Source organism: Pseudomonas sp. S3_A09 (assembly GCF_054668065.1).
The window spans coordinates 1,202,161-1,222,245 of sequence record NZ_CP162752.1; the positions used below are offsets into that span (position 1 = coordinate 1,202,161).

Here is a 20,085-nt window from a genome sequence, read left to right on the forward strand (position 1 = left end):
TAACCTGATCCCACTTAAACAGCTCACTCGAAAAGGATACACACCATGAAAACCTTGACCGCCCTGTTCGCCGCTACCGCCCTGACCCTGACCGCCGGCCTGGCCCAGGCGGATGTTCGCCCAGACCAGATTGAAGGCCTGCTCAAGTCCGGCGCCGTAATGCCTTTCGACAAACTCAACGCTGCCGCCGTGGCCAAACACGCGGGTGCCACCATCACTGACACCGAGCTGGACCACAACAACAGCGGTGTACTGGTCTACGAAGTTGACCTGACCGACACCGCCGGCAAGCGCTTTGAAGTGAAGCTCGACGCCAAGACCGGCGCCGTGCTGGAAGACAAGATCGATAGCTGAGTGACCGCTTCACTGAAAACCGCGCGACCTTCGGGTCGCGCGGTTTTTTTATGTCCGTGCGTAGGAAAAAAGCTCAATTCACCGAATGAAATTCCACTTACGGCGCGCAAGGTCGCTTAATTACGTTCGTCGGCGCGGGCACTAAGATCCGCTTTACCAGGACCACCACTCCCAGCGTCCCTACCCATTTGAAAGCTACATTTCGGTGCCGGAGTTCCGCACCGGCGGCCAGTTCTCCGGCACGATCTGCGTCCTAGCCTGCCAACGGCCTGATCAAGCGCTCAACAGCGAAGTAATTCGCAAACCGTCACAAAACTGTCAAACCCCCCTTGCAATGATTCGCGACGCGACCTGTGAAACGTCCTACAGGCCTTTTCTCTGCGAGTCCCCATGAACCACAGCATCGACCACAGCCATCAGGATTCCGACCTGTTTGGCTTGCTTTACGGTTTCCGTTTTCGCCCCGGTGAAAAGGGTGAGCAGATCGATTCGGCCACGGCGATCCAGGCCCTGCGCCAACCGGGCGACCCGGAAGAATTCATGTGGCTGCACCTGAACCTCGCCCATGCGGCGTGCGAGCGCTGGATGCAGGCAAACCTGGACCTGCCGGAAGGATTCTTCGAAGCCCTGCATGAAGGCTCGCGTTCCACGCGCATCGAACACGTCGACTCGGCCTTGCTGGCGGTGGTCAACGACGTGGTGTTCAACTTCAGCAGCATGGTGTCGTCGGATATCTCCACGCTGTGGGTCTGCGCCCGCAGTCGCTTGCTGATCAGCGCGCGCCTGCAACCGCTGCACTCGGTGGACAAGCTGCGCTCGTCGGTTAAGGCTGGCGAAGGCTTTCGCTCACCGTTGGCCTTGCTGGTACACCTGTTGCGCGACCAGGGTGAAGTGCTGACCCAGATCGTGCGCAAGACCAGCATCAGCGTCGACCATATCGAAGACCAGTTACTGTCGTCACGTCTGTCCACCAACCGCGCCGAACTCGGTGCTGCACGCCGGGTGCTGGTGCGCCTGCAACGCCTGCTGGCGCTGGAGCCGGGCTCGCTGTTGCGCCTGCTCAACCGCCCGCCGCAATGGCTGCAAAAGGAAGACGTGAAGGAATTGCGCAAGTCCACCGAGGAATTTGCGCTGATCATCAATGACCTGATGGCCCTGGGCGAACGCATCAAGTTGTTGCAGGAAGAAATCGCCGCCAACCTCAACGAACAAAGCAACCGCACACTGTTTACCCTCACCGTGGTGACGGTGCTGGCATTGCCGATCAATATCATCGCCGGTTTTTTTGGCATGAACGTGGGCGGTGTGCCGCTTTCACAGGACCCGGAGGGGTTTTGGATATTGGTGGCACTGGTCGCGACCTTTACCCTGATCGCCGGGCGCTGGGCGTTCAGGAAGCGCAAGGATTACTGACCAGCGGCCAGCTCAATCACCCAAACACTGATGTATGGCAGCATCCCTGTAACATTTTGCAATGACTATGAACGACATCCTTCCCACACTGGATGCTCCGGCATGGCCACCCCTTCCCTGACTGCCTCCACCCACGCCTCACCTGCAGACCCTAAACCCAGGCTGGACAAGAAACCCGGCCTGGTGACGGTGATCGTGTTTTTCGCCGTGCTCGCCATGGGCCTGTTGTTCACCGCCTACAGCCTGATGCATGACATGCATGAAATGGGCGCGCAGCTCACGACGTGGACACCCTTTCTACTGCTGGGTGTGGCGCTGTTGATCGCCCTCGGGTTCGAGTTCGTCAACGGCTTCCACGACACTGCCAACGCCGTGGCGACGGTGATCTACACCAACTCGCTGCCGCCGCATTTTGCGGTGGTGTGGTCGGGCTTTTTCAACTTCCTCGGCGTACTGCTCTCCAGCGGTGCGGTGGCGTTCGGCATCATTGCGTTGCTGCCGGTAGAGTTGATTTTGCAGGTGGGTTCTTCGGCCGGTTTCGCGATGATCTTTGCCCTGTTGATCGCCGCGATCCTGTGGAATCTCGGCACCTGGTGGCTGGGTTTGCCGGCGTCGTCATCCCACACGCTGATCGGCTCGATCATCGGCGTCGGCGTGGCGAATGCCTTGATGCACGGGCGTGACGGCACCAGCGGCGTGGACTGGAGCCAGGCGATCAAGATCGGTTACGCCTTGCTGTTGTCGCCGCTGATCGGTTTCGCGTTTGCGGCGATGCTGTTGCTGGCCCTGCGCGCGTTCGTCAAGAACCGCGCGTTGTACAAGGCGCCCAAAGGCAACACGCCGCCGCCGTGGTGGATCCGAGGCATGCTGATCGCCACTTGCACCGGCGTGTCTTTTGCTCACGGCTCCAACGATGGGCAGAAAGGCATGGGCCTGATCATGCTGATCCTGGTCGGCACCCTGCCGATGGCCTACGCGCTGAACCGCACCATGCCGGCCGAGCAGTCGTTGCAGTTCGCGGCGGTGGCCGAAGTGACCCAAGTGGCGCTGCTGAAAAGCGCACCGCAAGCACTGACGGGCGATCCGCGCCCGATCCTCTCGACCTACATGCGCACCAAGGAAGCCACCCCGGAACTGATCCCGGCCCTCGCCGCCTTGGCCGGGCAGATCGGTGATGAAGTCAAAGGCTACGGTTCCCTGGCCAAAGTGCCTGCCGAGGCCGTCGGCAACGTGCGTAACGACATGTACCTGACCAGCGAAACCATTCGGTTGATGGACAAAGGCAAGGTCGGTAATTTCGACGCGGATACCCAGGGCAAGCTGCAACTGTTCAAGCAACAGATCGACAGTTCCACGCGCTTCATTCCGCTGTGGGTGAAGATCGCCGTGGCCATCGCCCTCGGCCTGGGCACCATGGTGGGTTGGAAGCGCATCGTGGTGACCGTCGGTGAGAAGATCGGTAAAACGCACCTGACTTATGCCCAAGGCGCCTCGGCCGAGATGGTGGCGATGCTGACCATCGGCGCGGCGGATATGTACGGTTTGCCTGTTTCGACCACGCATGTGTTGTCGTCCGGTGTCGCGGGGACCATGGTGGCGAATGGCGGTGGCTTGCAGATGCGGACTATCCGTAATTTGCTGATGGCTTGGGTGCTGACATTGCCGGCGGCAATTTTGCTGTCGGGCAGCCTCTACTGGCTGTTCACCCAACTCTTCTGACACAACGCAGGACAAAATGTGGGAGCGGGCTTGCTCGCGAATACGGTGGTTCAGTCAACATCTCCAGTGACTGACACTCCGTATTCGCGAGCAAGCCCGCTCCCACATTTGGATTTTTATTTCTTCAGTTGTTGAAGAGTCCAGTCATCGCTTTGACGCGTTTCTTGTACACCCGACGCGCCTCCAATGCTTGCTCCAGCGTCACCGCCACAAACCCCGCCCGCTGGTTCGGCTGCATCTGCCCGATCAGGTCCAGGTCGGCACTGATCACGGTGCCGATCATCGCGTAGCCACCGCCCGACACCGCGTCCCGGTGCAACACAATCGGCTCCAGCCCCGCCGGCACCTGGATCGAACCAATCGGGTAGCAGCTGTCGACGATATTCGACGGATCAGAGCCCGCGCCGAAAGGTTGCTCCCGTGGCTGGAAGCTCAACGCACTGCCGCCCTTGAAGCGATAGCCGATACGGTCGGCTTCGGAACCCACGGTCCACGGCTCGGCAAAGAAGCTGCTTTTGGCCGCCTCCGTCAGGCGCTCGTAATAAAGCCCGGGCACCACGCGCAGCGTCACGTCACCGCCCACTGATCGGCGCAGCGCCATCGGCAGACTGTTGCCCGCTTGGCCCGTGCCGCTGGCTTCACCGATGGGCAATTCATCACCTTCCTGCAAGCGCCGTCCGTGAAACCCGCCGAGTGCGCCGAGGGCATAGGTCGAGCGGCTGCCGAGCACCACCGGCACATCAATGCCACCGGCCACCGCGAGATAGGTCCTCGCGCCCGCCTTGGGAAATTCAAAGCGCAACACCTGACCCGCACGCACCTGAAACGCGGTGTCCTGGTGCACCACTTCACCGTCCAGGCGCGGTGACATCAGGGCGCCGCTGAGTGCTACCAGCGCGTCTTGCTGAAATTCCAGTTCGGGGCCGATCAATGTGCACTCCAAGCCCGCAGCGCCGACCGGATTGCCCACCAGATGGTTAGCCGCACTCAACGCGTACTGATCCAAGGCACCCGACGGCGGAATGCCGAGGTGGTAGTAACCTTCGCGGCCAAGGTCCTGCACAGAGGTGGCGAGGCCGGGTTTGAGAACCTTGATCATGCCAGCGCCTCCTGCAGGGATTTTGGATAGCCAATGGGGTCAGCGAGAAAGGCATCGAGGGAAAATTCCACCGGGCGGATGCGCAGGTCGAAACGTCCTGCGTCCACGTCGGCAACGGCCAGGTCGTAGGCCGCACGGTCCATGGGTTTGAACTGCACGATATCGCCAGGACGGAAGAACACCATGTGTTCCTTGAGGTACGCCAGTTGCTGCGCCGGATCGTAGATCGGCGCCGGGGTCACGCCGAACATCTGGTAACCACCGGCACCGCGCACCGAGTAAATGCAACCAAAACAGCCGCCATGGCCAAGGGTGAGTTTCGGCGTGTCGGTACGCGGGCGCAGGTACTTGGGCACCTGCAACTGCCGCTCTCGTTCGACCATCTGGAACATGAACGGCAAGCCCGCAACGAATCCGACCATCGACACAAACCACGGCGCGCCACTGTGGGCGGCGATAAACGCCTCTACATCGGCGAGCCCGTTGATGCGCGCAGCGTATTCCAAATCCGTACCGCTCGGGTCTTGATGGCGGTCGCGAAAACGCATCAGCGTTTCGTGGGTCCACGGGTCGTTGTAGAGCACCGGGATTTCAATGATGCGCGTGTGCAAGGTGCGCTCGGCCACGGCCTGGGCTTCGGCGGTCTGCACCGCATCAAGCAGCACATGGGGGGCGATGCGGTCGGGGTCGAAGCGGATCTGGAACGATGCATTGGCCAGGCATACATCCAGAACGCCTTCCAACGCCAGGCGCTCCACGGCACGGGTCACCGCCATGCCTGTGAAAAAAGCCTCCAGGGACATGCTGTCGCTGACCTCGGCAAATAGGTGTTCATCGCCACCGAAGCTGTAGCGGATGGGGGATGTTTCAGCCATGTCTGTTCCTCTTGGAATCATTGTAGAAAGGCAGGCGAAAAAATGGGGGATGGTTCTTATTGTGGTGTTTTGACGGTAATGCCCGCTTGGTCCAGGGCTTCGCGGGTGGCTTCCACCAACTCCAGCGCACCGGGGGTGTCGCTGTGCAGGCAGATGGAATCGAATTCGATGAGCAGGTCTTCGCCTTCTACAGTTCGCACACGCCCCGTCTGACAAGCCCGTAGGACGCGCGCCGCCACCGTCGCAGGATCCAGTGCCCGCACGTTGCGGGTAAACACGATGGAGCCGGTCAGATCGTACTCACGGTCGGCGTAAAACTCCCGCACCACCGGCTGCCCCAGCTCCTTGGCCACGCGCCAGATCACCGAGTTGGGCATGCAGTACAACAGCAGGGTCGGCTCGATGATTTGCAGGTTCTGTACCAGCAACCGTGCGGCTTCTTCATCACGGGCCAGGTGCATGTAGAGCGCGCCATGGGGCTTGATGTGTTGCAGAGTCATACCTTGGGCCCGGGCGATTTCACGCAGGGCGCCGAGCTGGTAGAGCATGTCGTCCACCAGCTCCTGGGCTGGCGCGTTAATGTGGCGACGACCGAAGCCGACCAGGTCCCGAAAGCCCGGATGCGCCCCAATGGCCACGCCCAGTTGCTTGGCGCGCTCGACCGTGCGACGCATGGTGCCGGGGTCACCGGCGTGGAAGCCGGTGGCGATATTGGCCGAGCTGATATAAGCCATCAGCTCCGCGTCGACGCCGTCGCCGATGGTCCAGGGACCGAAGCCCTCGCCCATGTCCGAGTTGAAATCCACTGCCTGCATCAGAGTCGCTCCGCCTAAGTGATGGAGGAAAAGTAGGCTGCCGCTTGACCCCTTGGGAAGATCTATTATCAGATGACCCATCTTCTGAAAAACAGATATCGCTATGTCCCTGACCTTGCGCCAAATTCGTTATTTCGTCGCCACCGCCGAAATCGGCCAGATTTCCCAGGCGGCCATTCACCTGAACATCTCGCAATCGGCGGTGACCACGGCGATCAAGGAACTGGAGGCCATGCTCGGCGTGCAGCTGTTCGTGCGCTCGGCCCAGGGCATGAACCTGACCGACGCCGGCCGGCACTTTCTCAACCGTGCCTACGTGATCCTGCGCAGCGTTGATGACGCGCTGAACAGCCCGCTGCCCGACTACCGCGCCCGTGGCGTGCTGCGCCTGGCCGCCAGCTACACGGTCCTCGGTTACTTCCTGCCGCACCACCTACAGCGCATGGAGCACTGGCATCCGGACGTGACCATCGAGGTGTTTGAACAGGAGCGGCAGGCCATCGAACAGGGCCTGCTCGACGGCCTGTTCGACATGGCCGTGGTACTCACCGCCAACCTGACCCACCCGGATATCGTTTCAGAAATTCTGTTCAACTCGGAGCGTCGCCTGTGGCTGCCCAGCCATCATCCTTTGTGCGAACGTGGCGCCGTGAGCCTGGCGGATGTGGCCCAGGAGCCCTACATCCTGCTCACCGTCGACGAGGCCGAACACAGCGCCATGCGGTATTGGGAGCACGCCGGGCAGACGCCCAAGGTGCGCCTGCGCACCAGCTCAGTGGAGGCGGTGCGCAGCATGGTCGCCAATGGCAGCGGCGTGGCGATCCTGTCGGACCTGGTGCATCGGCCTTGGTCCCTGGAAGGCAAGCGCATCGAAACGCTCACGGTCACTGATCCGGTCACGCCGATGAGCGTGGGCCTAGCCTGGCACCGCGAGCGCGCATTCACCCCGGCGATGCAGGCGGTGCGCGATTACTTCCACGACGCGTTCCTGGCGCCGCAACAGTTGTCGGCGCGGCGTTAAAGATGGGCTTGCAGGGTGGCGGCCAACCAGTCCATGAACACCCGCACCCGCAACGGCAAATGACGCTGGCCGGCGTACAGCAATGACACGTCCAACGGCGGCGCCGGGTAGTCCGGCAGCACCGACACCAGCTCTCCGCTGGCCAACAAGGCGCGTATCCCCAGCAGCGGCACTTGGGTAATGCCGAAGCCGCCCAGGCACGCCGCCTGATAAGCATCCGTGCTGTTGACGGTGACACGCCCCGCCATCGGCACGCGCTGCACTTTGCCGCCCGACTGATACTCGAAGCCGGATGAACGGGCGCCCAACGGCCGTACATAGTGCACCAATTGATGGTCCGCCAAGTCGGACAGGGTCTGGGGCACGCCATAACGTTGCAGGTAGGCCGGGCTCGCGCAGTTGACCATCGGCATACTGCACACCCGGCGCGCCACCACGGTTTGATCGGGCTGGGCGCCCACCCGCAAGACGCAGTCGAAACCTTCGGCGATCAGGTCCACCTGGCGGTCGGAGCTGCTGATTTCCATCTGGATCAGCGGATGGCGTTCCATGAACAGCGGCAGGTGCGGCAGGATCATGCCGCGCGCCATCACGTTAGGCATGTCCACGCGAATCCGTCCGGTCAATTGCGCCTCATCCTGACGAAACAACCCCTCCAGTTCCTCCATGTGCGACAGCAAGTCCTTGCTGCGCTCATACAACACACGGCCGTCCTGGGTAACCTGCACCTTGCGCGTGGTGCGCTGCAGCAAACGCGTGCCGAGCAATTGCTCCAGGGCCTGCACGTGTTCTGACACCGTAGAACGCGGCAGCCCCAGGCTCTCACCGGCCTGGGTAAAACTCGACAGTTCGGTGACGCGCACGAAGGTGCGCAGCAGCTCAAGCTTGTTCATGGGATTGTTCGCCTTATCCGGCCAGTGATTCCGGGATAACGCTGTTTATCACGTTATGGGCGAATAAATACACTCAGTGTCACTGATCACCTGAGAGGACTGCACCATGACCCGTAAAATCGCACTTATCACCGGCGCCAGCCGTGGCCTGGGCAAAAGCGCCGCGTTGCACCTGGCGGCACAAGGCGTCGATATCATCGGCACCTACCACAGCGCAGCGGCTGAGGCCCAGTCAGTCGTCGAGCAGGTCCAGGCCTTGGGTGGCCGCGCCGCGATGCTGCAACTGGATGTGAGCCAGAGCGGCACCTTCGATGGTTTTGTCAGCGAAGTCCGCCGCTTGCTCAAGGATGTATTCGCACAAGAGCACTTCAACTTTCTGATCAACAACGCCGGCATCGGCGCCCACGCCAGCTTTGTCGAGACCACCGAAGCCCAGTTCGACCAATTGGTAGCGATCCACTTCAAGGCGCCGTTTTTCCTCACGCAAAAACTGCTGCCACTGATCAGCGATGGCGGGCGCATCATCAATATCTCCAGCGGACTGGCGCGGTTCAGCCTACCGGGGTATGCGGCCTATGCATCGATGAAAGGTGCCGTGGAGGTGCTGTCCCGCTACCAGGCCAAGGAGCTGGGCCCACGTGGGATCACCGTCAACACCCTGGCCCCCGGCGCGATTGCCACCGATTTCGGCGGCGGCGCAGTACGCGACAACTCGGACTTGAACGCGATGGTGGCCAACAACACGGCCCTGGGGCGCGCCGGTTTGCCGGACGACATCGGCGGGGCGATTTCCACCTTGCTGGCCGACGGCAGCAACTGGATCACCGGCCAGCGCATCGAGGCCTCGGGCGGCATGTTTCTCTGATTTCACACATCACCTGCAGGAACAAGCTTGCTCGCGAAAAACCTGAGAGCACCACGCTTATCCAGGCAACCCGCATTATCGTTAACGCTCTTCGCGAGCAAGCTCGCTCCTACAGAGACTGGCGTTTCTGTTGATGACTTTTTCCCGAATCACGTCATACCCCCAGTGATACACATAGGTGTAAGGCAGGAAGAACAGCAGTACGCCGATGTCGAGCATAAACGCCTGCATCAGGCTGATGTTGAGCCACGCCGCGATCAAAGGTACCGCGACGATAATCAGTCCGCCTTCGAACATCAGCGCATGCAACACCCGCGTCCAACCGCCACCCAAGAGTTGCAGGCGCACCTTGAGGCGGTCGAACAGGCTGTTGAAAATGATGTTCCAGGTCAGCGCCAACAGGCTCAGGCCCAAGGTCACCGCCCCCATCTCCAAGGCCGGCCGCCCGGTGATCCAGACCAGCAGCGGTGTACAGATCAACAACGCCAGGCCTTCAAAACCCAGGGCTTGGCAAACACGTTCAGTAATCGACTTGGTGGGGTGCATGACCCTTCTCCGTGAGTAACGATGGTTGCCATCATTACCCTTTGAATCGATACTTCATAACTAATAACCATCGATCAAGGCGATACTCATGGCCTCTCACGAAGTGCTGCAAGCATTTGTCCAAGCGGCCACCCAAGGTTCGTTTTCTGCCGCGGCGCGCAAGCTGGGCAAGAGTCAGTCCACCGTCAGTGCGGCGGTGGCGAGCCTGGAGATTGACCTGGATGTAGTGCTGTTCGACCGCAGCAGTCGCAAACCGACACTGACTCCGGCTGGGCATGTCCTGCTGCAACGCGCCGAGCAGGTGCTGGAGGCCAGCAGTCGCCTGGAGTTGGCGGCGAGCCAGTTGGCCCAAGGGTTGGAGCCGAAGGTGACGATCGCCATGTCAGACACTTATCAGTCAGAACGCTTCGAACTCGCCCTCAAGGCCTTCGAACAACGCTACCCGGACCTTGAACTGGAATGGTTGATCGCCGAGTGCGAAGACTTGATCGCCCTGGTGCAAAGCGGTCGCGCACAGATTGCCTTGATCGAAGCCCAGGAGGTTTACCCGCCCGACCTGACCCGCTCGCCCGTCGCCGAACGCACGGAAATCGCGCTGTTCGTCGCGCCTACCCACCCATTGACCCGCGTAGAAAACATCGACCCGCACGCCTTGCAGCAATACCGTGAACTGCGCCTGGCAAGCATCATCAGCCCCAACGAAACGCGCCCCTCCGGCCGTGTGTGGTCTGCGCCGAGTTTTCTGATGCTGATGGAGATGGCTCAACTCGGCTTCGGCTGGGCGGAATTACCGCGCTGGTTGGTGGAGCGTTTTGGCAATGCCGAGCTGGTTGAACTCAACGTCCGCGGTTGGCCACGCTCGGTGGCGGTGGATGCCCTGTGGTCACGGCAACACCCACCGGGGCCAGCCGGAAGCTGGATGCTGAGCCAGATGCTCGAATAACGCCTACAGCGTTATGCGGCCGACAATTGTGGCGGTCGGTTTGTCTGGAAATACTTGTGCAGCGCGCGTAACGCGGGCGACTCCAAGGCTTGCGCGGCGAAACACAATCCCACTCGGCGTGTAGGTGCGGGCAGGTGCCACTGCCGAATCACCACGCCAACCCGCTCAACCGCCAGCGACTGGGGCAACATCGCCACGCCCAGTTCGTCGTCCAACTGCTTGAGGGTCACCGACAAGGTCGGCTGGCTGATGAACAAACGCTGGTGTTGTGCTCTTCAAAGACCGCGAGAAATGCCTTGAGGTGACGAACATCCATAGCTTAATCCGATGACTGAGTAGCCGCAGCATGTGTGCATTCGTGAGATCGTGTTGGCCGCGACGCGTCAGCAGACTTAACCCAGACAGTGCAAACAACCTGGTTCACTGTGGGCGCTGGCAAACCAGCGCCCATATTTGGATCGTCAGCGGAGGGGCGATTGCAGCTCGGCCAGGCGTTGTTCGAGGAAGCGTTTCTCCGGGGCTTGCTGGGTCAGTGACAGGGCTTTTTCGTAAGCTGCCCGCGCCTCTTCAACTCGCCCCAATTGCCGACAAAACTCTCCCCGCGCCGAATGCACCCAGTGGTAATCCAGCAACTCACCGCGCGCCAGAATCCCTTCCACTTGCTGCAACCCTGCCAACGGCCCATCCCGCATGGCCAGCGCCACGGCGCGGTTCAATTCGATCACCGGTGATGGCGCCGCCCTGAGCAATACATCGTAGAGCCCGACGATCTGCGGCCAGTCCGTCTCATCTGCACGCGACGCTTCGGCATGCACTGCCGCGATGGCCGCTTGCAGGCCATACGGGCCAAAGCGCCGAGTGCCCAGCGCCTGCTCTACCAACGTGCAACCTTCGGCAATCAGGGCCGCATCCCACAGCGAGCGGTCCTGTTCATCCAGCAGCACCAACTCCCCGTTGGCCGAGGTGCGCGCCGGGCGTCGGGACTCATGCAACAGCATCAGTGCGAGCAGCCCCATGACTTCGGGCTCGGGCAGCAATTCCAGCAACAAACGCCCCAGGCGAATGGCTTCGCGCGTCAACGCTTCACGGGTCAGGTCAGCGCCCATGGACGCCGAATACCCCTCGTTGAACACCAGGTAAATCACCCGCAATACACTGTCCAGCCGCTCGGGCAATTCGTCCAGGGATGGCACTTGGTAAGGGATCTTGGCCTCGCGGATCTTGCCCTTGGCCCGCACGATGCGCTGGGCGATGGTGGCGGGTGTGGCCAGGAAAGCGCGGGCGATTTCTTCGGTGGTGAGGTCACAGATCTCACGTAAGGTCAGCGCGGCCTGGGCATCCGCCGCCAGCGCCGGGTGGCAGCAGGTGAAGATCAGCCGCAGGCGGTCGTCTTCCACGTCTTGGTCACTCCAGTCAGCCGCTTCCAGCGCATCGGCCTGTTCCTGCAGCAACGGAGTGAAACGCGCCTCACGGCGCAGCCGGTCGATGGCCTTGAAGCGACCAGTCGACACCAGCCAAGCCCGTGGATTGTCCGGCACACCGTCCAGCGGCCAGCGCTGCACCGCCACGAAAAACGCTTCGTGCAGGGCTTCCTCGGCCAGGTCGAAGTCACCCAGCAAGCGAATCAGCGTCGCGAGCACCCGGCGTGATTCGCTGCGGTAAATGGCCTCGACCGACAGGGTCAATCGGGCATGCCCTGGGTCACCAGGGTGACCAAACGATCCAGGCTCTGGCCCCAGCCGTCATGAAAGCCCATGGCTTCGTGGGCCTGCTTGTCTTCGGCACTCCAGTGCATGGCGCGAGCGGTGTAAAGCGTCTTGCCGTCGACCTCTTCGAAGGTGACTTCGGCGCTCATGAACGGCTTGCCCGAGGGGATCCAGCCGGGCATGAAGGCGTCAGTAAACACCAGTCGATTGGGCGCATCGATTTCCAGAAACACACCCTGCGTCGGGTACTCGGCACCGTCCGGCGCCCGCATCAAGGTGCGAAACAGGCCACCGACCCACAGGTTCATTTCGCACTCGGGGGTGGTCATGCCGTGGGGGCCCCACCATTGCTGGAGCAAGGCAGGTTCGGTCCAGGCGCGGAACACCCGGCTGCGCGGCGCATCGATCACGCGGCTGATGGACAATTCAAACTCGGCTGGTTGCGTAGACATGGGATAAACCTCTTGAGTCTTATGGTTGTTCTGTTCAGAGATTCAATTCACGCACGGGGCGCACTTCCACACTGCCGACCCGGGCAGCCGGAATGCCGCCGGCCACCTGGATCGCTTCATTCAAGTCACGGGCCTCAATCAGGTAGAACCCGGCGAGTTGCTCCTTGGTCTCGGCAAACGGCCCGTCGGTGATCGATAACTTGCCATTGCGCATCCGCACGGTGGTGGCGGTGCTCACCGACTCCAGCGCTTGGGCGGCGAGCATGCGGCCGCTGCCGTGAACGGCTTCGGCGTATGCGTGGCATTCCGGGTCCTTGGGACTGTCGGGCAGACTGTGCAGCAACGCTTCTTCGCTGTAGACCAGGCACAGGTATTTCATGGCGTTCTCCGTTTTCGGATTACTGACTATAGGTCGCGACGGTCAAGGTTTCAGGTCGAACAGACCGGCGCCTGTTTCCATGTCGAACGGTGCGGACCAGTGCTCATGCACCACTTTCCATTGGCCGTCGATACGCTGGTAACCGGCGGTGACCCGCATCCAGCAGGTCTTGAGCACGCCATCCGGCCCAGTGCCACCGCAGTGGGCGAGCCAGTGGGCAAAGGCGCTGTCCTCGGCGGCGACGATATGCAGCTCATGAAAGTCAAACACGCCCGGGCCGGGGCAGAACTCCATGCAGGCCTGCCAGTGCGCCTGGTAAGCGGCCTTGCCTTTGAATTGCAGGGCGTTAACGGCGTCGAACGCGACGATATCGTCGGCGTAGAAGCTGACTATTTTCTCGACATCCTTGGCGCTGACGGCGTGTTTCCATTGTTCGATCAGGGCGTTGATGGCAGTGCTCATGGCGATACTCCTTGGGGTGAAAATCACGAAAGACACCCTTAGTCGAATGGCCCTTCGGCAAATCGACACGCCGCTTAAAAATATTTTCGCCCCGGTAAACCCGCTAGAATCCAGGCCTCTTTGTAGCATTTCGGATACGCCCCCGATGGAAACCCGCCTCGCCCTTTATGAGACGTTGAGCCTTGTGCAGAAACAGCAACTCGACACCCTGCACGTGCATCCCGAGCAACTGGCGTATTCCGGTGATATCCACTGCGCACTGAACAGCCTGCTGGTCAATCCCAACCCTGGCGCCATCAAAGGCTTCGCCCTGCTCGCCGACGACCGGCCCGTGGCCTTCCTCCTGCTCAAACGCCCACCCTGCCTGCCCCACTGGGCCGATAAACACAGCGCGACCTTGCATGCATTGCAAGTGGATCGGCATCAACAAGGGCGCGGATTCGGCAAGGCCTGTTTGCAAGCCCTTCCGGCGGCGGCACGGCAAGCGTGGCCGCAGATCAAGGGCCTGGAATTGTCGGTGGACGCGGACAATGTGGCGGCAATGGGGCTGTATCTGAGGGCAGGCTGGGTGGACAGTGGGGAGGCATATAAGGGACGGATTGGGTATGAGCGCAGGTTGAGGTGGGTCTTCGATCAGGCCGACTTCGACACGCTCAACATGTAGCGTATGCATAACTTGAGCCCAAGGAGCAGGCCAATGAGTATTCCTTCCAGGCGTTCGGGCACGCACACCAAGACCGTAGGCGGCAAGGATCTGAGCTTCGGTAATCCCCCCTCAAGAGGGCTTCGACGCCAGCGGCAATCCTGACTCGGGGTTCGGTAACAACGGCGAAGTGGTCCTGGCCCAGGGCAACGTTGCGGTTTATGCCATGGCCTGCGGCCCCCAAGGCACCCTTGGTGTCGTGGGGGCGTCTAGCGCTCGACACCGAGCTGACAGGGGCCCGACTACCAGCCCCTGTTCCAGTCAGACCTTCTGCCCCACCGGCAACCAGATCTCCACCGTCCCGGTGCCCTTGCGCGCATCAAAATCCGCGCTGTAGCGCTCAAAATCCGCGCCCATCACCTTGTAGCCCGAGTGCGGCAGCCATTCAAACATGATGCGCTCGTACGTCTGCTCAAGCGCCTGTACCGGCCCGTAGTGCGGGAACACGGCGTAGTTGAGCGGTGGGATTTCGATGAATTCGAAGTTGCTCGGCACATCGCCTTTGGTGGGGACTTCGACACCGGCCATGTAGTCGAATTCGCCCTGCCTGGGGTTATGGCAAACGCCATACGTCACGCCGCCCACACGCTGCTTGATGTCCTTGATGCAGGTATCGAACAACTCCCACAATTTGGGGATATCCCCCACGGTGGCCTTCGAATAACGCCCCTGCACCCCGGCGATCACCAAGGCTTTACCGGCTTCCATGCGTGGCTCTAACGGTTGTTTTGTCTGCTGATCCATACGAACAGTCTCCTTCTTATGAGGGAACAAACCCGCATCGAGTATAGGGGCATATTCGCGCTGGACTCCATGCAGAAAATTTTCCTACGCATCTGGACAACTGGCCATCATCGACCGTATTGTCTGCCCCGCAGGCCACCGCAGTGGCCGACGTCGCTCGGACGGTTCCGGGCGCTTACGTACTTCGAGGCAACAATGGCAGACCAAGGTTCGCCGCGCCGCTTTGCGCGCATAGATCGACTCCCCCCTTACGTTTTCAACATTACGGCCGAACTGAAGATGGCTGCGCGTCGGCGCGGCGAAGACATCATCGACTTGAGCATGGGCAACCCTGACGGCCCCACGCCGCCGCACATTGTCGAAAAACTCGTGCAAGTCGCCCAGCGTGAAGACACCCACGGTTACTCCACGTCCAAAGGCATTCCGCGTCTGCGCCGGGCGATTTCGCGCTGGTACAAAGACCGCTATGAAGTGGACATTGACCCCGAATCGGAAGCCATCGTCACCATCGGCTCCAAGGAAGGCCTGGCGCACTTGATGCTGGCCACACTGGACCAGGGCGACACCGTACTGGTGCCCAACCCGAGCTACCCGATCCACATCTACGGTGCGGTGATTGCCGGCGCCCAGGTGCGTTCGGTGCCGCTGGTGCCTGGCGTGGATTTCTTCGCGGAGCTGGAACGGGCCATTCGCGGCTCGATTCCCAAGCCGAAGATGATGATCCTGGGCTTTCCGTCCAACCCGACCGCGCAATGCGTGGAACTGGACTTCTTCGAACGTGTGATCGCCCTGGCCAAGCAATACGACGTGCTGGTGATCCACGACCTGGCCTACGCCGACATCGTCTACGACGGCTGGAAAGCCCCGTCGATCATGCAAGTGCCGGGTGCCAAGGACATTGCGGTGGAATTTTTCACCCTGTCCAAGAGCTACAACATGGCCGGCTGGCGCATCGGTTTCATGGTGGGTAACCCGGAATTGGTCAACGCCCTGGCGCGGATCAAGAGCTACCACGACTACGGCACCTTCACCCCGCTGCAAGTGGCGGCGATTGCCGCGCTGGAAGGCGACCAACAGTGCGTGAAAGACATCGCCGAGCAGTACCGCCAGCGCCGCAATGTACTGGTCAAAGGCCTGCATGAGCTGGGCTGGATGGTGGAGAATCCGAAGGCGTCGATGTACGTCTGGGCGAAGATTCCAGAGCAATATGCCGCCCTGGGTTCGCTGGAGTTTGCCAAGAAGCTGCTGCTGGAAGCCAAGGTGTGTGTGTCGCCAGGCATCGGCTTTGGCGAGTATGGTGATGACCATGTGCGCTTTGCACTGATCGAAAACCAGGACCGGATTCGCCAAGCGGTACGCGGTATTCGCGGGATGTTCCGGGCAGATGGGCTGACCCCTAAAGCCTGACCCAATCTCCCCGAAGAAATGCGCTCAAACATGTGGGAGGGGGCTTGCCCCCGATGGCAGTGGTTCAGTCACCGGATGCAGTGACTGACACTCTGCTATCGGGGGCAAGCCCCCTCCCACATTTGATTGGGTGACCCCATGGGATGCTGCGGTGTGGCTTACACCACCAACGACAGCAACATGATGAAGATCAACGCCACGACGGACAGAATGGTCTCCATCGCCGTCCAGGTCTTGAACGTCTCGGCCACGGTCATGTTGAAGTACTGCTTCACCAGCCAGAACCCCGCATCGTTGACGTGAGACAGGATCAACGAACCCGCCCCCGTCGCCAACACCAGCAGCTCACGGTTGACGCCCGGAATCATCCCTACCACCGGCACCACAATGCCCGCGCCGGTAATGGTCGCCACCGTGGCTGAACCGGTCGCCACACGAATCACTGCCGCCACCAGCCACGCCAGCAGGATCGGATTGATCTGCGCGTTCACCGCCATATGGCCGATCACGTCACCCACGCCGCTGGTCACCAGCATCTGCTTGAAGCCACCACCGGCGCCGATGATCAGGATGATCGCAGCGGTCGGCGCCAGGCTGGCGTCGAGTAGCTTGAGGATCTGCTTGGAGTGGATGCCCTGGCGATGGCCAAAGGTGTACAGCGACAGCAACAGGGCCAGCAGCAAGGCGGTGATCGGGTGACCGATCATGTCCATCCAGTTGCGTACCACGTTACCTTCGGCAAACGCGATGTCGGCGAAGGTCTTCAGCAGCATCAGGAACACCGGCAGCAGCACGGTGACCAGGGTGATGCCGAAGCTTGGCAGCGACTTGTTATCAGTCTCGCGGGCCAATTGATCGACCAGTTCCTGGGACGGGTTGCCCGGGATGTACTTGGCGATAAACGTGCCGAAGATCGGACCGGCGATAATGGCGGTCGGCAAAGCGACGATCAGGCCGTACAAGATGGTCTTGCCGATATCCGCGCCAAACACGCCGATGGCCAGCAGCGGCCCCGGATGCGGTGGCACCAGGCCATGCACCGCCGACAGGCCGGCCAGCAGCGGGATGCCGATCTTGATCAGCGACACGCCGGTGCGGCGCGCGACGATAAACACCAGCGGGATCAGCAGCACAAAGCCGATCTCGAAGAACAGCGGGATGCCCACCAGGAACGCGGCGAACATCATGGCCCACTGGACTTTCTCTTTGCCGAAGGCGCGGATCAGGGTCTGGGCGATCTGATCGGCACCGCCGGATTCGGCCATCATCTTGCCGAGCATCGTGCCCAGCGCAAGGATGATGCCGACAAAGCCGAGCACCCCGCCGAAGCCGTCCTGGAACGCCTTGATGATCTTGTCCACGGGCATGCCCGAGGTCAGGCCGAGGAAGCCGGCCGCGATGATCAGCGCGATGAACGGGTGCACCTTGAACTTGGTGATCAGAACGATCAACCCGATGATGGTAACGACTGCATCTAGCAGTAGGTAGGACTCGTGGGACATGCCAAACATGGGGGGTCTCTCCTGTTTGTTGTTGTTATTAAAGCGGGTGTTGAATTTCCTGCCGGGGATAGCGCTATCTTTTCCGGCAAAAAATTAATGAGTAGGTTCAAAGCCGTGTTGCAGCCACCAGGCGTGTGTCTGCTCGGCCAATGCCTCGACGCTGTCTTCACTGGCGTTGAGGGCCAGGGTCAGCGGCTCGCCTTTAGGCGATTCAAGGGTGGCGAACTGGCTGTCGATCAGGCTGGCTGGCATGAAATGGCCGGGGCGATGAGACACACGGTCGGCGGCCACGGCGCGGGTCAGCTCCAGGAACACGAAACCCAGACCCGGCGCTGCTTCGCGCAGGTGGTCGCGGTATTTCTTTTTGAGGGCGGAACAGGTGAGCACGGGGTGCTCGCCCGCTTTGAGCGAACGCCGCAGTTCATCGCAAAGGATGTCGAGCCAGCCGGCGCGGTCGTCGTCGTTGAGGGGGTGGCCGGCGCTCATCTTTTCGATATTGGCGGCAGGGTGAAAGCTGTCGCCTTCAATGGCAGTGGCACCGTTCAGGCGGCACAGGGCCTCGCTGACGCTGGACTTGCCACAGCCGGAAACACCCATGATGACCAGGGCGGTAACAGGTTGACTCATGAAACACCTCAGGACGCAGATAGCGCTACCTTTGCACGCTGTAAGGCTAGTGCAAAAACAGGCTTTTCCCGCGCCGACTTGTCTTTTTTTATGGAGTGACGCGTGCATCCTCTCCAATCGTTTGAACCGGATCAGGCAACCCAGCGTTCAAGAATTTGCAGCCCTTTGGAGACAGCGCTACCTTAGTGCCTCGATTTTTGTTTGGCAAGCCGCCTGATGACCTCCAAGAACGATAAAAAATTACGCACCACGGGTCGCCCGACTCTTAACGAAGTCGCCCGCCTGGCCGGCGTCAGCCCGATTACCGCCTCACGCGCCCTGCGCGGCATCAGCACCGTGGCCACCGAACTGGTGGAAAAAGTGCAGCAGGCCGCCGCCGAACTCAAGTACGTGGTCAACCCTGCCGCCCGTGCACTGGCCTCGGCCCAGAGCCATTCGGTGGTGGTGTTGGTGCCGTCGCTGTCCAACCTGCTGTTTATCGAAACCCTTGAAGCCATCCACCAAGTGCTGCGTCCCAAGGGCTTTGAAGTGCTGATCGGCAACTCCCACTATTCCCGCGACGAAGAAGAAAACCTGCTGCGCAACTACATGGCCTACCAGCCACGGGGTTTGCTGCTGACCGGGTTTGATCGCACTGAAAGCGCCCGACGGATGGTCGAGGCCAGCAATGTGCCCTGCGTCTACATGATGGACCTGGACCCCAACGCCGGCGTGAACTGCGTAGGGTTCTCGCAACTCGCGGCGGGCGAGACGGCGGCGGCGCATTTGCTGTCCCGCGGGCGCAAGCGCCTGGCCTACATCGGTGCGCAACTGGACCAGCGCACATTGCTGCGAGGCGAAGGTTTCCGCCGCGCACTGCAGCAGGCTGGACTGTACGACCCGGCGCTGGAATTGCTGACGCCGCGCCCTTCTTCCGTGGGACTGGGTGGCGAGTTGTTTTTACAGTTGCTGGCGGCTCATCCGGACGTAGACGCGATCTTCTTCGGCAACGACGACCTGGCCCAGGGCGCGCTGCTGGAAGCCCTGCGCCATGGCATCAAAGTACCGGAGCGTGTGGCAGTGCTGGGGTTCAACGACTTGCCGGCATCCTCGTTCATGGTGCCGCGCCTGAGCAGCATCAGTACTCCGCGTGAGGCGATCGGTCGGCGGGCGGCAGAACATTTGTTGACGATCATGGCAGGTAACAAGATCGCCAAGCCGGTGGTGGACATGGGGTTTGAGTTGCAGGTGCGCGAGAGTACGTAGGACGCCTGTAGGAAGCGCCTGACATTGCGGTAAGCGCCTTGCCCGGTTGCCTACGCTTACGTCAGAATCCGCCGGCTTGTGCGTCAGGGTGAGGGTCTCTAAGGTTGGCCGGTCGCTGAATGTCTCGGTGATCGGGTTTAGTAGCCCCGCTTCCTCACACAAGCTGCATGAACCTATCGATGCTTGATGGTGGCTGTGCGCAGGGCGCCTTCGGGTGCGCCGGGTTTGTGTGGGATACCGGTCTACTAACCTGCGTACAGCTGCCACCCTCGTTTAGTAGCGATCAGGTATCAGCCCAGATCAGGTACGTCAATA

The 20,085-nt window shown here is 61.0% G+C and carries 21 protein-coding genes and 1 pseudogene; 9 read left to right on the forward strand and 13 right to left on the reverse strand.

Annotated elements, in window-relative coordinates:
- Nucleotides 1–45: 45 nt before the first annotated feature.
- The 3 genes from AB4N92_RS05685 to AB4N92_RS05695 all read left to right on the forward strand — a co-directional run bounded on the left by AB4N92_RS05685 (nucleotide 46) and on the right by AB4N92_RS05695 (nucleotide 3,486).
- Nucleotides 46–354, forward strand: a complete 309-nt coding sequence (locus tag AB4N92_RS05685) for a PepSY domain-containing protein (RefSeq protein WP_010208262.1) — start codon at nucleotides 46–48, stop codon at nucleotides 352–354.
- A 390-nt stretch (nucleotides 355–744) separates the two neighbouring features.
- Nucleotides 745–1,767 carry a transporter gene (locus AB4N92_RS05690; RefSeq protein WP_460129474.1) on the forward strand — a complete coding sequence of 341 codons (1,023 nt, stop codon included), beginning with the start codon at nucleotides 745–747 and terminating at the stop codon, nucleotides 1,765–1,767.
- Nucleotides 1,768–1,869: 102 nt separating this feature from the next.
- Entirely contained in the window at nucleotides 1,870–3,486 is a 1,617-nt protein-coding gene (locus tag AB4N92_RS05695) for an inorganic phosphate transporter (RefSeq protein ID WP_010208258.1), read from the forward strand.
- A 124-nt stretch (nucleotides 3,487–3,610) separates the two neighbouring features.
- Here the strand turns inward: AB4N92_RS05695 and AB4N92_RS05700 are convergent, their stop codons facing one another.
- From AB4N92_RS05700 to AB4N92_RS05710, 3 genes are read right to left on the reverse strand one after another with little or no spacing between them, the layout of a single operon-like run.
- Entirely contained in the window at nucleotides 3,611–4,585 is a 975-nt protein-coding gene (locus AB4N92_RS05700) for a 5-oxoprolinase subunit C family protein (RefSeq protein ID WP_236266837.1), read from the reverse strand.
- Nucleotides 4,582–5,460 carry a 5-oxoprolinase subunit B family protein gene (locus AB4N92_RS05705; protein ID WP_010208253.1) on the reverse strand — a complete coding sequence of 293 codons (879 nt, stop codon included), beginning with the start codon at nucleotides 5,458–5,460 and terminating at the stop codon, nucleotides 4,582–4,584. The genes AB4N92_RS05700 and AB4N92_RS05705 overlap by 4 nt, the downstream gene beginning before the upstream one ends.
- A gap of 56 nt (nucleotides 5,461–5,516) precedes the next feature.
- A complete protein-coding gene (locus tag AB4N92_RS05710; protein WP_021491279.1) occupies nucleotides 5,517–6,275 on the reverse strand; it encodes a 5-oxoprolinase subunit PxpA in 759 nt (252 codons plus the stop codon).
- 103 nt (nucleotides 6,276–6,378) lie between these two features.
- Between AB4N92_RS05710 and AB4N92_RS05715 the strand changes: the two genes are divergently transcribed.
- On the forward strand, nucleotides 6,379–7,296 hold the full coding sequence (locus AB4N92_RS05715; RefSeq protein WP_010208250.1) for a LysR family transcriptional regulator: 918 nt from the start codon (nucleotides 6,379–6,381) through the stop codon (nucleotides 7,294–7,296).
- Here AB4N92_RS05715 and AB4N92_RS05720 read toward each other — a convergent pair.
- On the reverse strand, nucleotides 7,293–8,189 hold the full coding sequence (locus AB4N92_RS05720; protein WP_010208249.1) for a LysR family transcriptional regulator: 897 nt from the start codon (nucleotides 8,187–8,189) through the stop codon (nucleotides 7,293–7,295). The two genes, AB4N92_RS05715 and AB4N92_RS05720, sit on opposite strands and share 4 nt — an antisense overlap.
- Before the next feature lie 106 nt (nucleotides 8,190–8,295).
- Between AB4N92_RS05720 and AB4N92_RS05725 the strand changes: the two genes are divergently transcribed.
- Nucleotides 8,296–9,054, forward strand: coding sequence for an SDR family NAD(P)-dependent oxidoreductase (locus tag AB4N92_RS05725; protein WP_010208248.1), 759 nt, complete (start codon nucleotides 8,296–8,298; stop codon nucleotides 9,052–9,054).
- Between the two features lie 81 nt (nucleotides 9,055–9,135).
- Here the strand turns inward: AB4N92_RS05725 and AB4N92_RS05730 are convergent, their stop codons facing one another.
- Complete coding sequence (locus AB4N92_RS05730) at nucleotides 9,136–9,600, reverse strand: multidrug/biocide efflux PACE transporter (protein WP_198581128.1); 465 nt, start codon at nucleotides 9,598–9,600, stop codon at nucleotides 9,136–9,138.
- A gap of 88 nt (nucleotides 9,601–9,688) precedes the next feature.
- Here AB4N92_RS05730 and AB4N92_RS05735 point away from each other — a divergent pair, with 88 nt between their 5' ends.
- A complete protein-coding gene (locus tag AB4N92_RS05735) occupies nucleotides 9,689–10,543 on the forward strand; it encodes a LysR family transcriptional regulator (protein ID WP_010208246.1) in 855 nt (284 codons plus the stop codon).
- 11 nt (nucleotides 10,544–10,554) lie between these two features.
- On the opposite strand, the pseudogene AB4N92_RS05740 reads toward AB4N92_RS05735, so the two are convergent.
- The 5 genes and pseudogenes from AB4N92_RS05740 to AB4N92_RS05760 all read right to left on the reverse strand — a co-directional run.
- Nucleotides 10,555–10,746 (reverse strand): annotated as a pseudogene (locus AB4N92_RS05740) (LysR family transcriptional regulator); the annotation flags it as partial.
- A 258-nt stretch (nucleotides 10,747–11,004) separates the two neighbouring features.
- Nucleotides 11,005–12,228: an RNA polymerase sigma factor gene (locus AB4N92_RS05745; protein WP_236266838.1), complete on the reverse strand. Its 1,224-nt coding sequence runs from the start codon at nucleotides 12,226–12,228 to the stop codon at nucleotides 11,005–11,007.
- Nucleotides 12,225–12,701 (reverse strand): SRPBCC family protein, encoded by a 477-nt coding sequence (locus tag AB4N92_RS05750; RefSeq protein ID WP_044287754.1) that lies wholly within the window; start codon nucleotides 12,699–12,701, stop codon nucleotides 12,225–12,227. The genes AB4N92_RS05745 and AB4N92_RS05750 overlap by 4 nt, the downstream gene beginning before the upstream one ends.
- Nucleotides 12,702–12,735: 34 nt before the next feature.
- A complete protein-coding gene (locus AB4N92_RS05755; protein WP_010208240.1) occupies nucleotides 12,736–13,080 on the reverse strand; it encodes a YciI family protein in 345 nt (114 codons plus the stop codon).
- Nucleotides 13,081–13,122: 42 nt separating this feature from the next.
- On the reverse strand, nucleotides 13,123–13,542 hold the full coding sequence (locus tag AB4N92_RS05760; RefSeq protein ID WP_106119622.1) for a YybH family protein: 420 nt from the start codon (nucleotides 13,540–13,542) through the stop codon (nucleotides 13,123–13,125).
- 145 nt (nucleotides 13,543–13,687) lie between these two features.
- On the opposite strand from AB4N92_RS05760, the gene AB4N92_RS05765 reads away from it, so the two are divergent.
- Nucleotides 13,688–14,206: a GNAT family N-acetyltransferase gene (locus AB4N92_RS05765; protein ID WP_198730184.1), complete on the forward strand. Its 519-nt coding sequence runs from the start codon at nucleotides 13,688–13,690 to the stop codon at nucleotides 14,204–14,206.
- Nucleotides 14,207–14,506: 300 nt separating this feature from the next.
- Here AB4N92_RS05765 and AB4N92_RS05770 read toward each other — a convergent pair whose 3' ends face one another.
- Nucleotides 14,507–14,989, reverse strand: coding sequence for a GyrI-like domain-containing protein (locus AB4N92_RS05770; RefSeq protein ID WP_010208237.1), 483 nt, complete (start codon nucleotides 14,987–14,989; stop codon nucleotides 14,507–14,509).
- A gap of 195 nt (nucleotides 14,990–15,184) precedes the next feature.
- Between AB4N92_RS05770 and alaC the strand changes: the two genes are divergently transcribed.
- Nucleotides 15,185–16,396 (forward strand): alanine transaminase, encoded by a 1,212-nt coding sequence (gene alaC / locus AB4N92_RS05775; RefSeq protein WP_010208236.1) that lies wholly within the window; start codon nucleotides 15,185–15,187, stop codon nucleotides 16,394–16,396.
- A gap of 158 nt (nucleotides 16,397–16,554) precedes the next feature.
- Here alaC and AB4N92_RS05780 read toward each other — a convergent pair whose 3' ends face one another.
- On the reverse strand, nucleotides 16,555–17,907 hold the full coding sequence (locus tag AB4N92_RS05780; protein WP_010208235.1) for a GntP family permease: 1,353 nt from the start codon (nucleotides 17,905–17,907) through the stop codon (nucleotides 16,555–16,557).
- 84 nt (nucleotides 17,908–17,991) lie between these two features.
- Nucleotides 17,992–18,525, reverse strand: a complete 534-nt coding sequence (locus tag AB4N92_RS05785) for a gluconokinase (protein WP_010208233.1) — start codon at nucleotides 18,523–18,525, stop codon at nucleotides 17,992–17,994.
- A gap of 213 nt (nucleotides 18,526–18,738) precedes the next feature.
- Between AB4N92_RS05785 and gntR the strand changes: the two genes are divergently transcribed.
- Nucleotides 18,739–19,770, forward strand: a complete 1,032-nt coding sequence (gntR, locus tag AB4N92_RS05790) for an HTH-type transcriptional regulator GntR (protein ID WP_031290552.1) — start codon at nucleotides 18,739–18,741, stop codon at nucleotides 19,768–19,770.
- Nucleotides 19,771–20,085 lie beyond the last annotated feature (315 nt).

Excerpts from the sequence above, each read along its gene's own strand:
- AB4N92_RS05685 (WP_010208262.1), top strand. The coding sequence starts at position 46 with ATGAAAACCTTGACCGCCCTGTTCGCCGCTACCGCCCTGACCCTGACC.
- AB4N92_RS05690 (WP_460129474.1), top strand. The coding sequence starts at position 745 with ATGAACCACAGCATCGACCACAGCCATCAGGATTCCGACCTGTTTGGC.
- AB4N92_RS05695 (WP_010208258.1), top strand. The coding sequence starts at position 1,870 with ATGGCCACCCCTTCCCTGACTGCCTCCACCCACGCCTCACCTGCAGAC.
- AB4N92_RS05700 (WP_236266837.1), bottom strand. The coding sequence starts at position 4,585 with ATGATCAAGGTTCTCAAACCCGGCCTCGCCACCTCTGTGCAGGACCTT.
- AB4N92_RS05705 (WP_010208253.1), bottom strand. The coding sequence starts at position 5,460 with ATGGCTGAAACATCCCCCATCCGCTACAGCTTCGGTGGCGATGAACAC.
- AB4N92_RS05710 (WP_021491279.1), bottom strand. The coding sequence starts at position 6,275 with ATGCAGGCAGTGGATTTCAACTCGGACATGGGCGAGGGCTTCGGTCCC.
- AB4N92_RS05715 (WP_010208250.1), top strand. The coding sequence starts at position 6,379 with ATGTCCCTGACCTTGCGCCAAATTCGTTATTTCGTCGCCACCGCCGAA.
- AB4N92_RS05720 (WP_010208249.1), bottom strand. The coding sequence starts at position 8,189 with ATGAACAAGCTTGAGCTGCTGCGCACCTTCGTGCGCGTCACCGAACTG.
- AB4N92_RS05725 (WP_010208248.1), top strand. The coding sequence starts at position 8,296 with ATGACCCGTAAAATCGCACTTATCACCGGCGCCAGCCGTGGCCTGGGC.
- AB4N92_RS05730 (WP_198581128.1), bottom strand. The coding sequence starts at position 9,600 with ATGCACCCCACCAAGTCGATTACTGAACGTGTTTGCCAAGCCCTGGGT.
- AB4N92_RS05735 (WP_010208246.1), top strand. The coding sequence starts at position 9,689 with ATGGCCTCTCACGAAGTGCTGCAAGCATTTGTCCAAGCGGCCACCCAA.
- AB4N92_RS05750 (WP_044287754.1), bottom strand. The coding sequence starts at position 12,701 with ATGTCTACGCAACCAGCCGAGTTTGAATTGTCCATCAGCCGCGTGATC.
- AB4N92_RS05755 (WP_010208240.1), bottom strand. The coding sequence starts at position 13,080 with ATGAAATACCTGTGCCTGGTCTACAGCGAAGAAGCGTTGCTGCACAGT.
- AB4N92_RS05760 (WP_106119622.1), bottom strand. The coding sequence starts at position 13,542 with ATGAGCACTGCCATCAACGCCCTGATCGAACAATGGAAACACGCCGTC.
- AB4N92_RS05765 (WP_198730184.1), top strand. The coding sequence starts at position 13,688 with ATGGAAACCCGCCTCGCCCTTTATGAGACGTTGAGCCTTGTGCAGAAA.
- AB4N92_RS05770 (WP_010208237.1), bottom strand. The coding sequence starts at position 14,989 with ATGGATCAGCAGACAAAACAACCGTTAGAGCCACGCATGGAAGCCGGT.
- alaC (WP_010208236.1), top strand. The coding sequence starts at position 15,185 with ATGGCAGACCAAGGTTCGCCGCGCCGCTTTGCGCGCATAGATCGACTC.
- AB4N92_RS05780 (WP_010208235.1), bottom strand. The coding sequence starts at position 17,907 with ATGTTTGGCATGTCCCACGAGTCCTACCTACTGCTAGATGCAGTCGTT.
- AB4N92_RS05785 (WP_010208233.1), bottom strand. The coding sequence starts at position 18,525 with ATGAGTCAACCTGTTACCGCCCTGGTCATCATGGGTGTTTCCGGCTGT.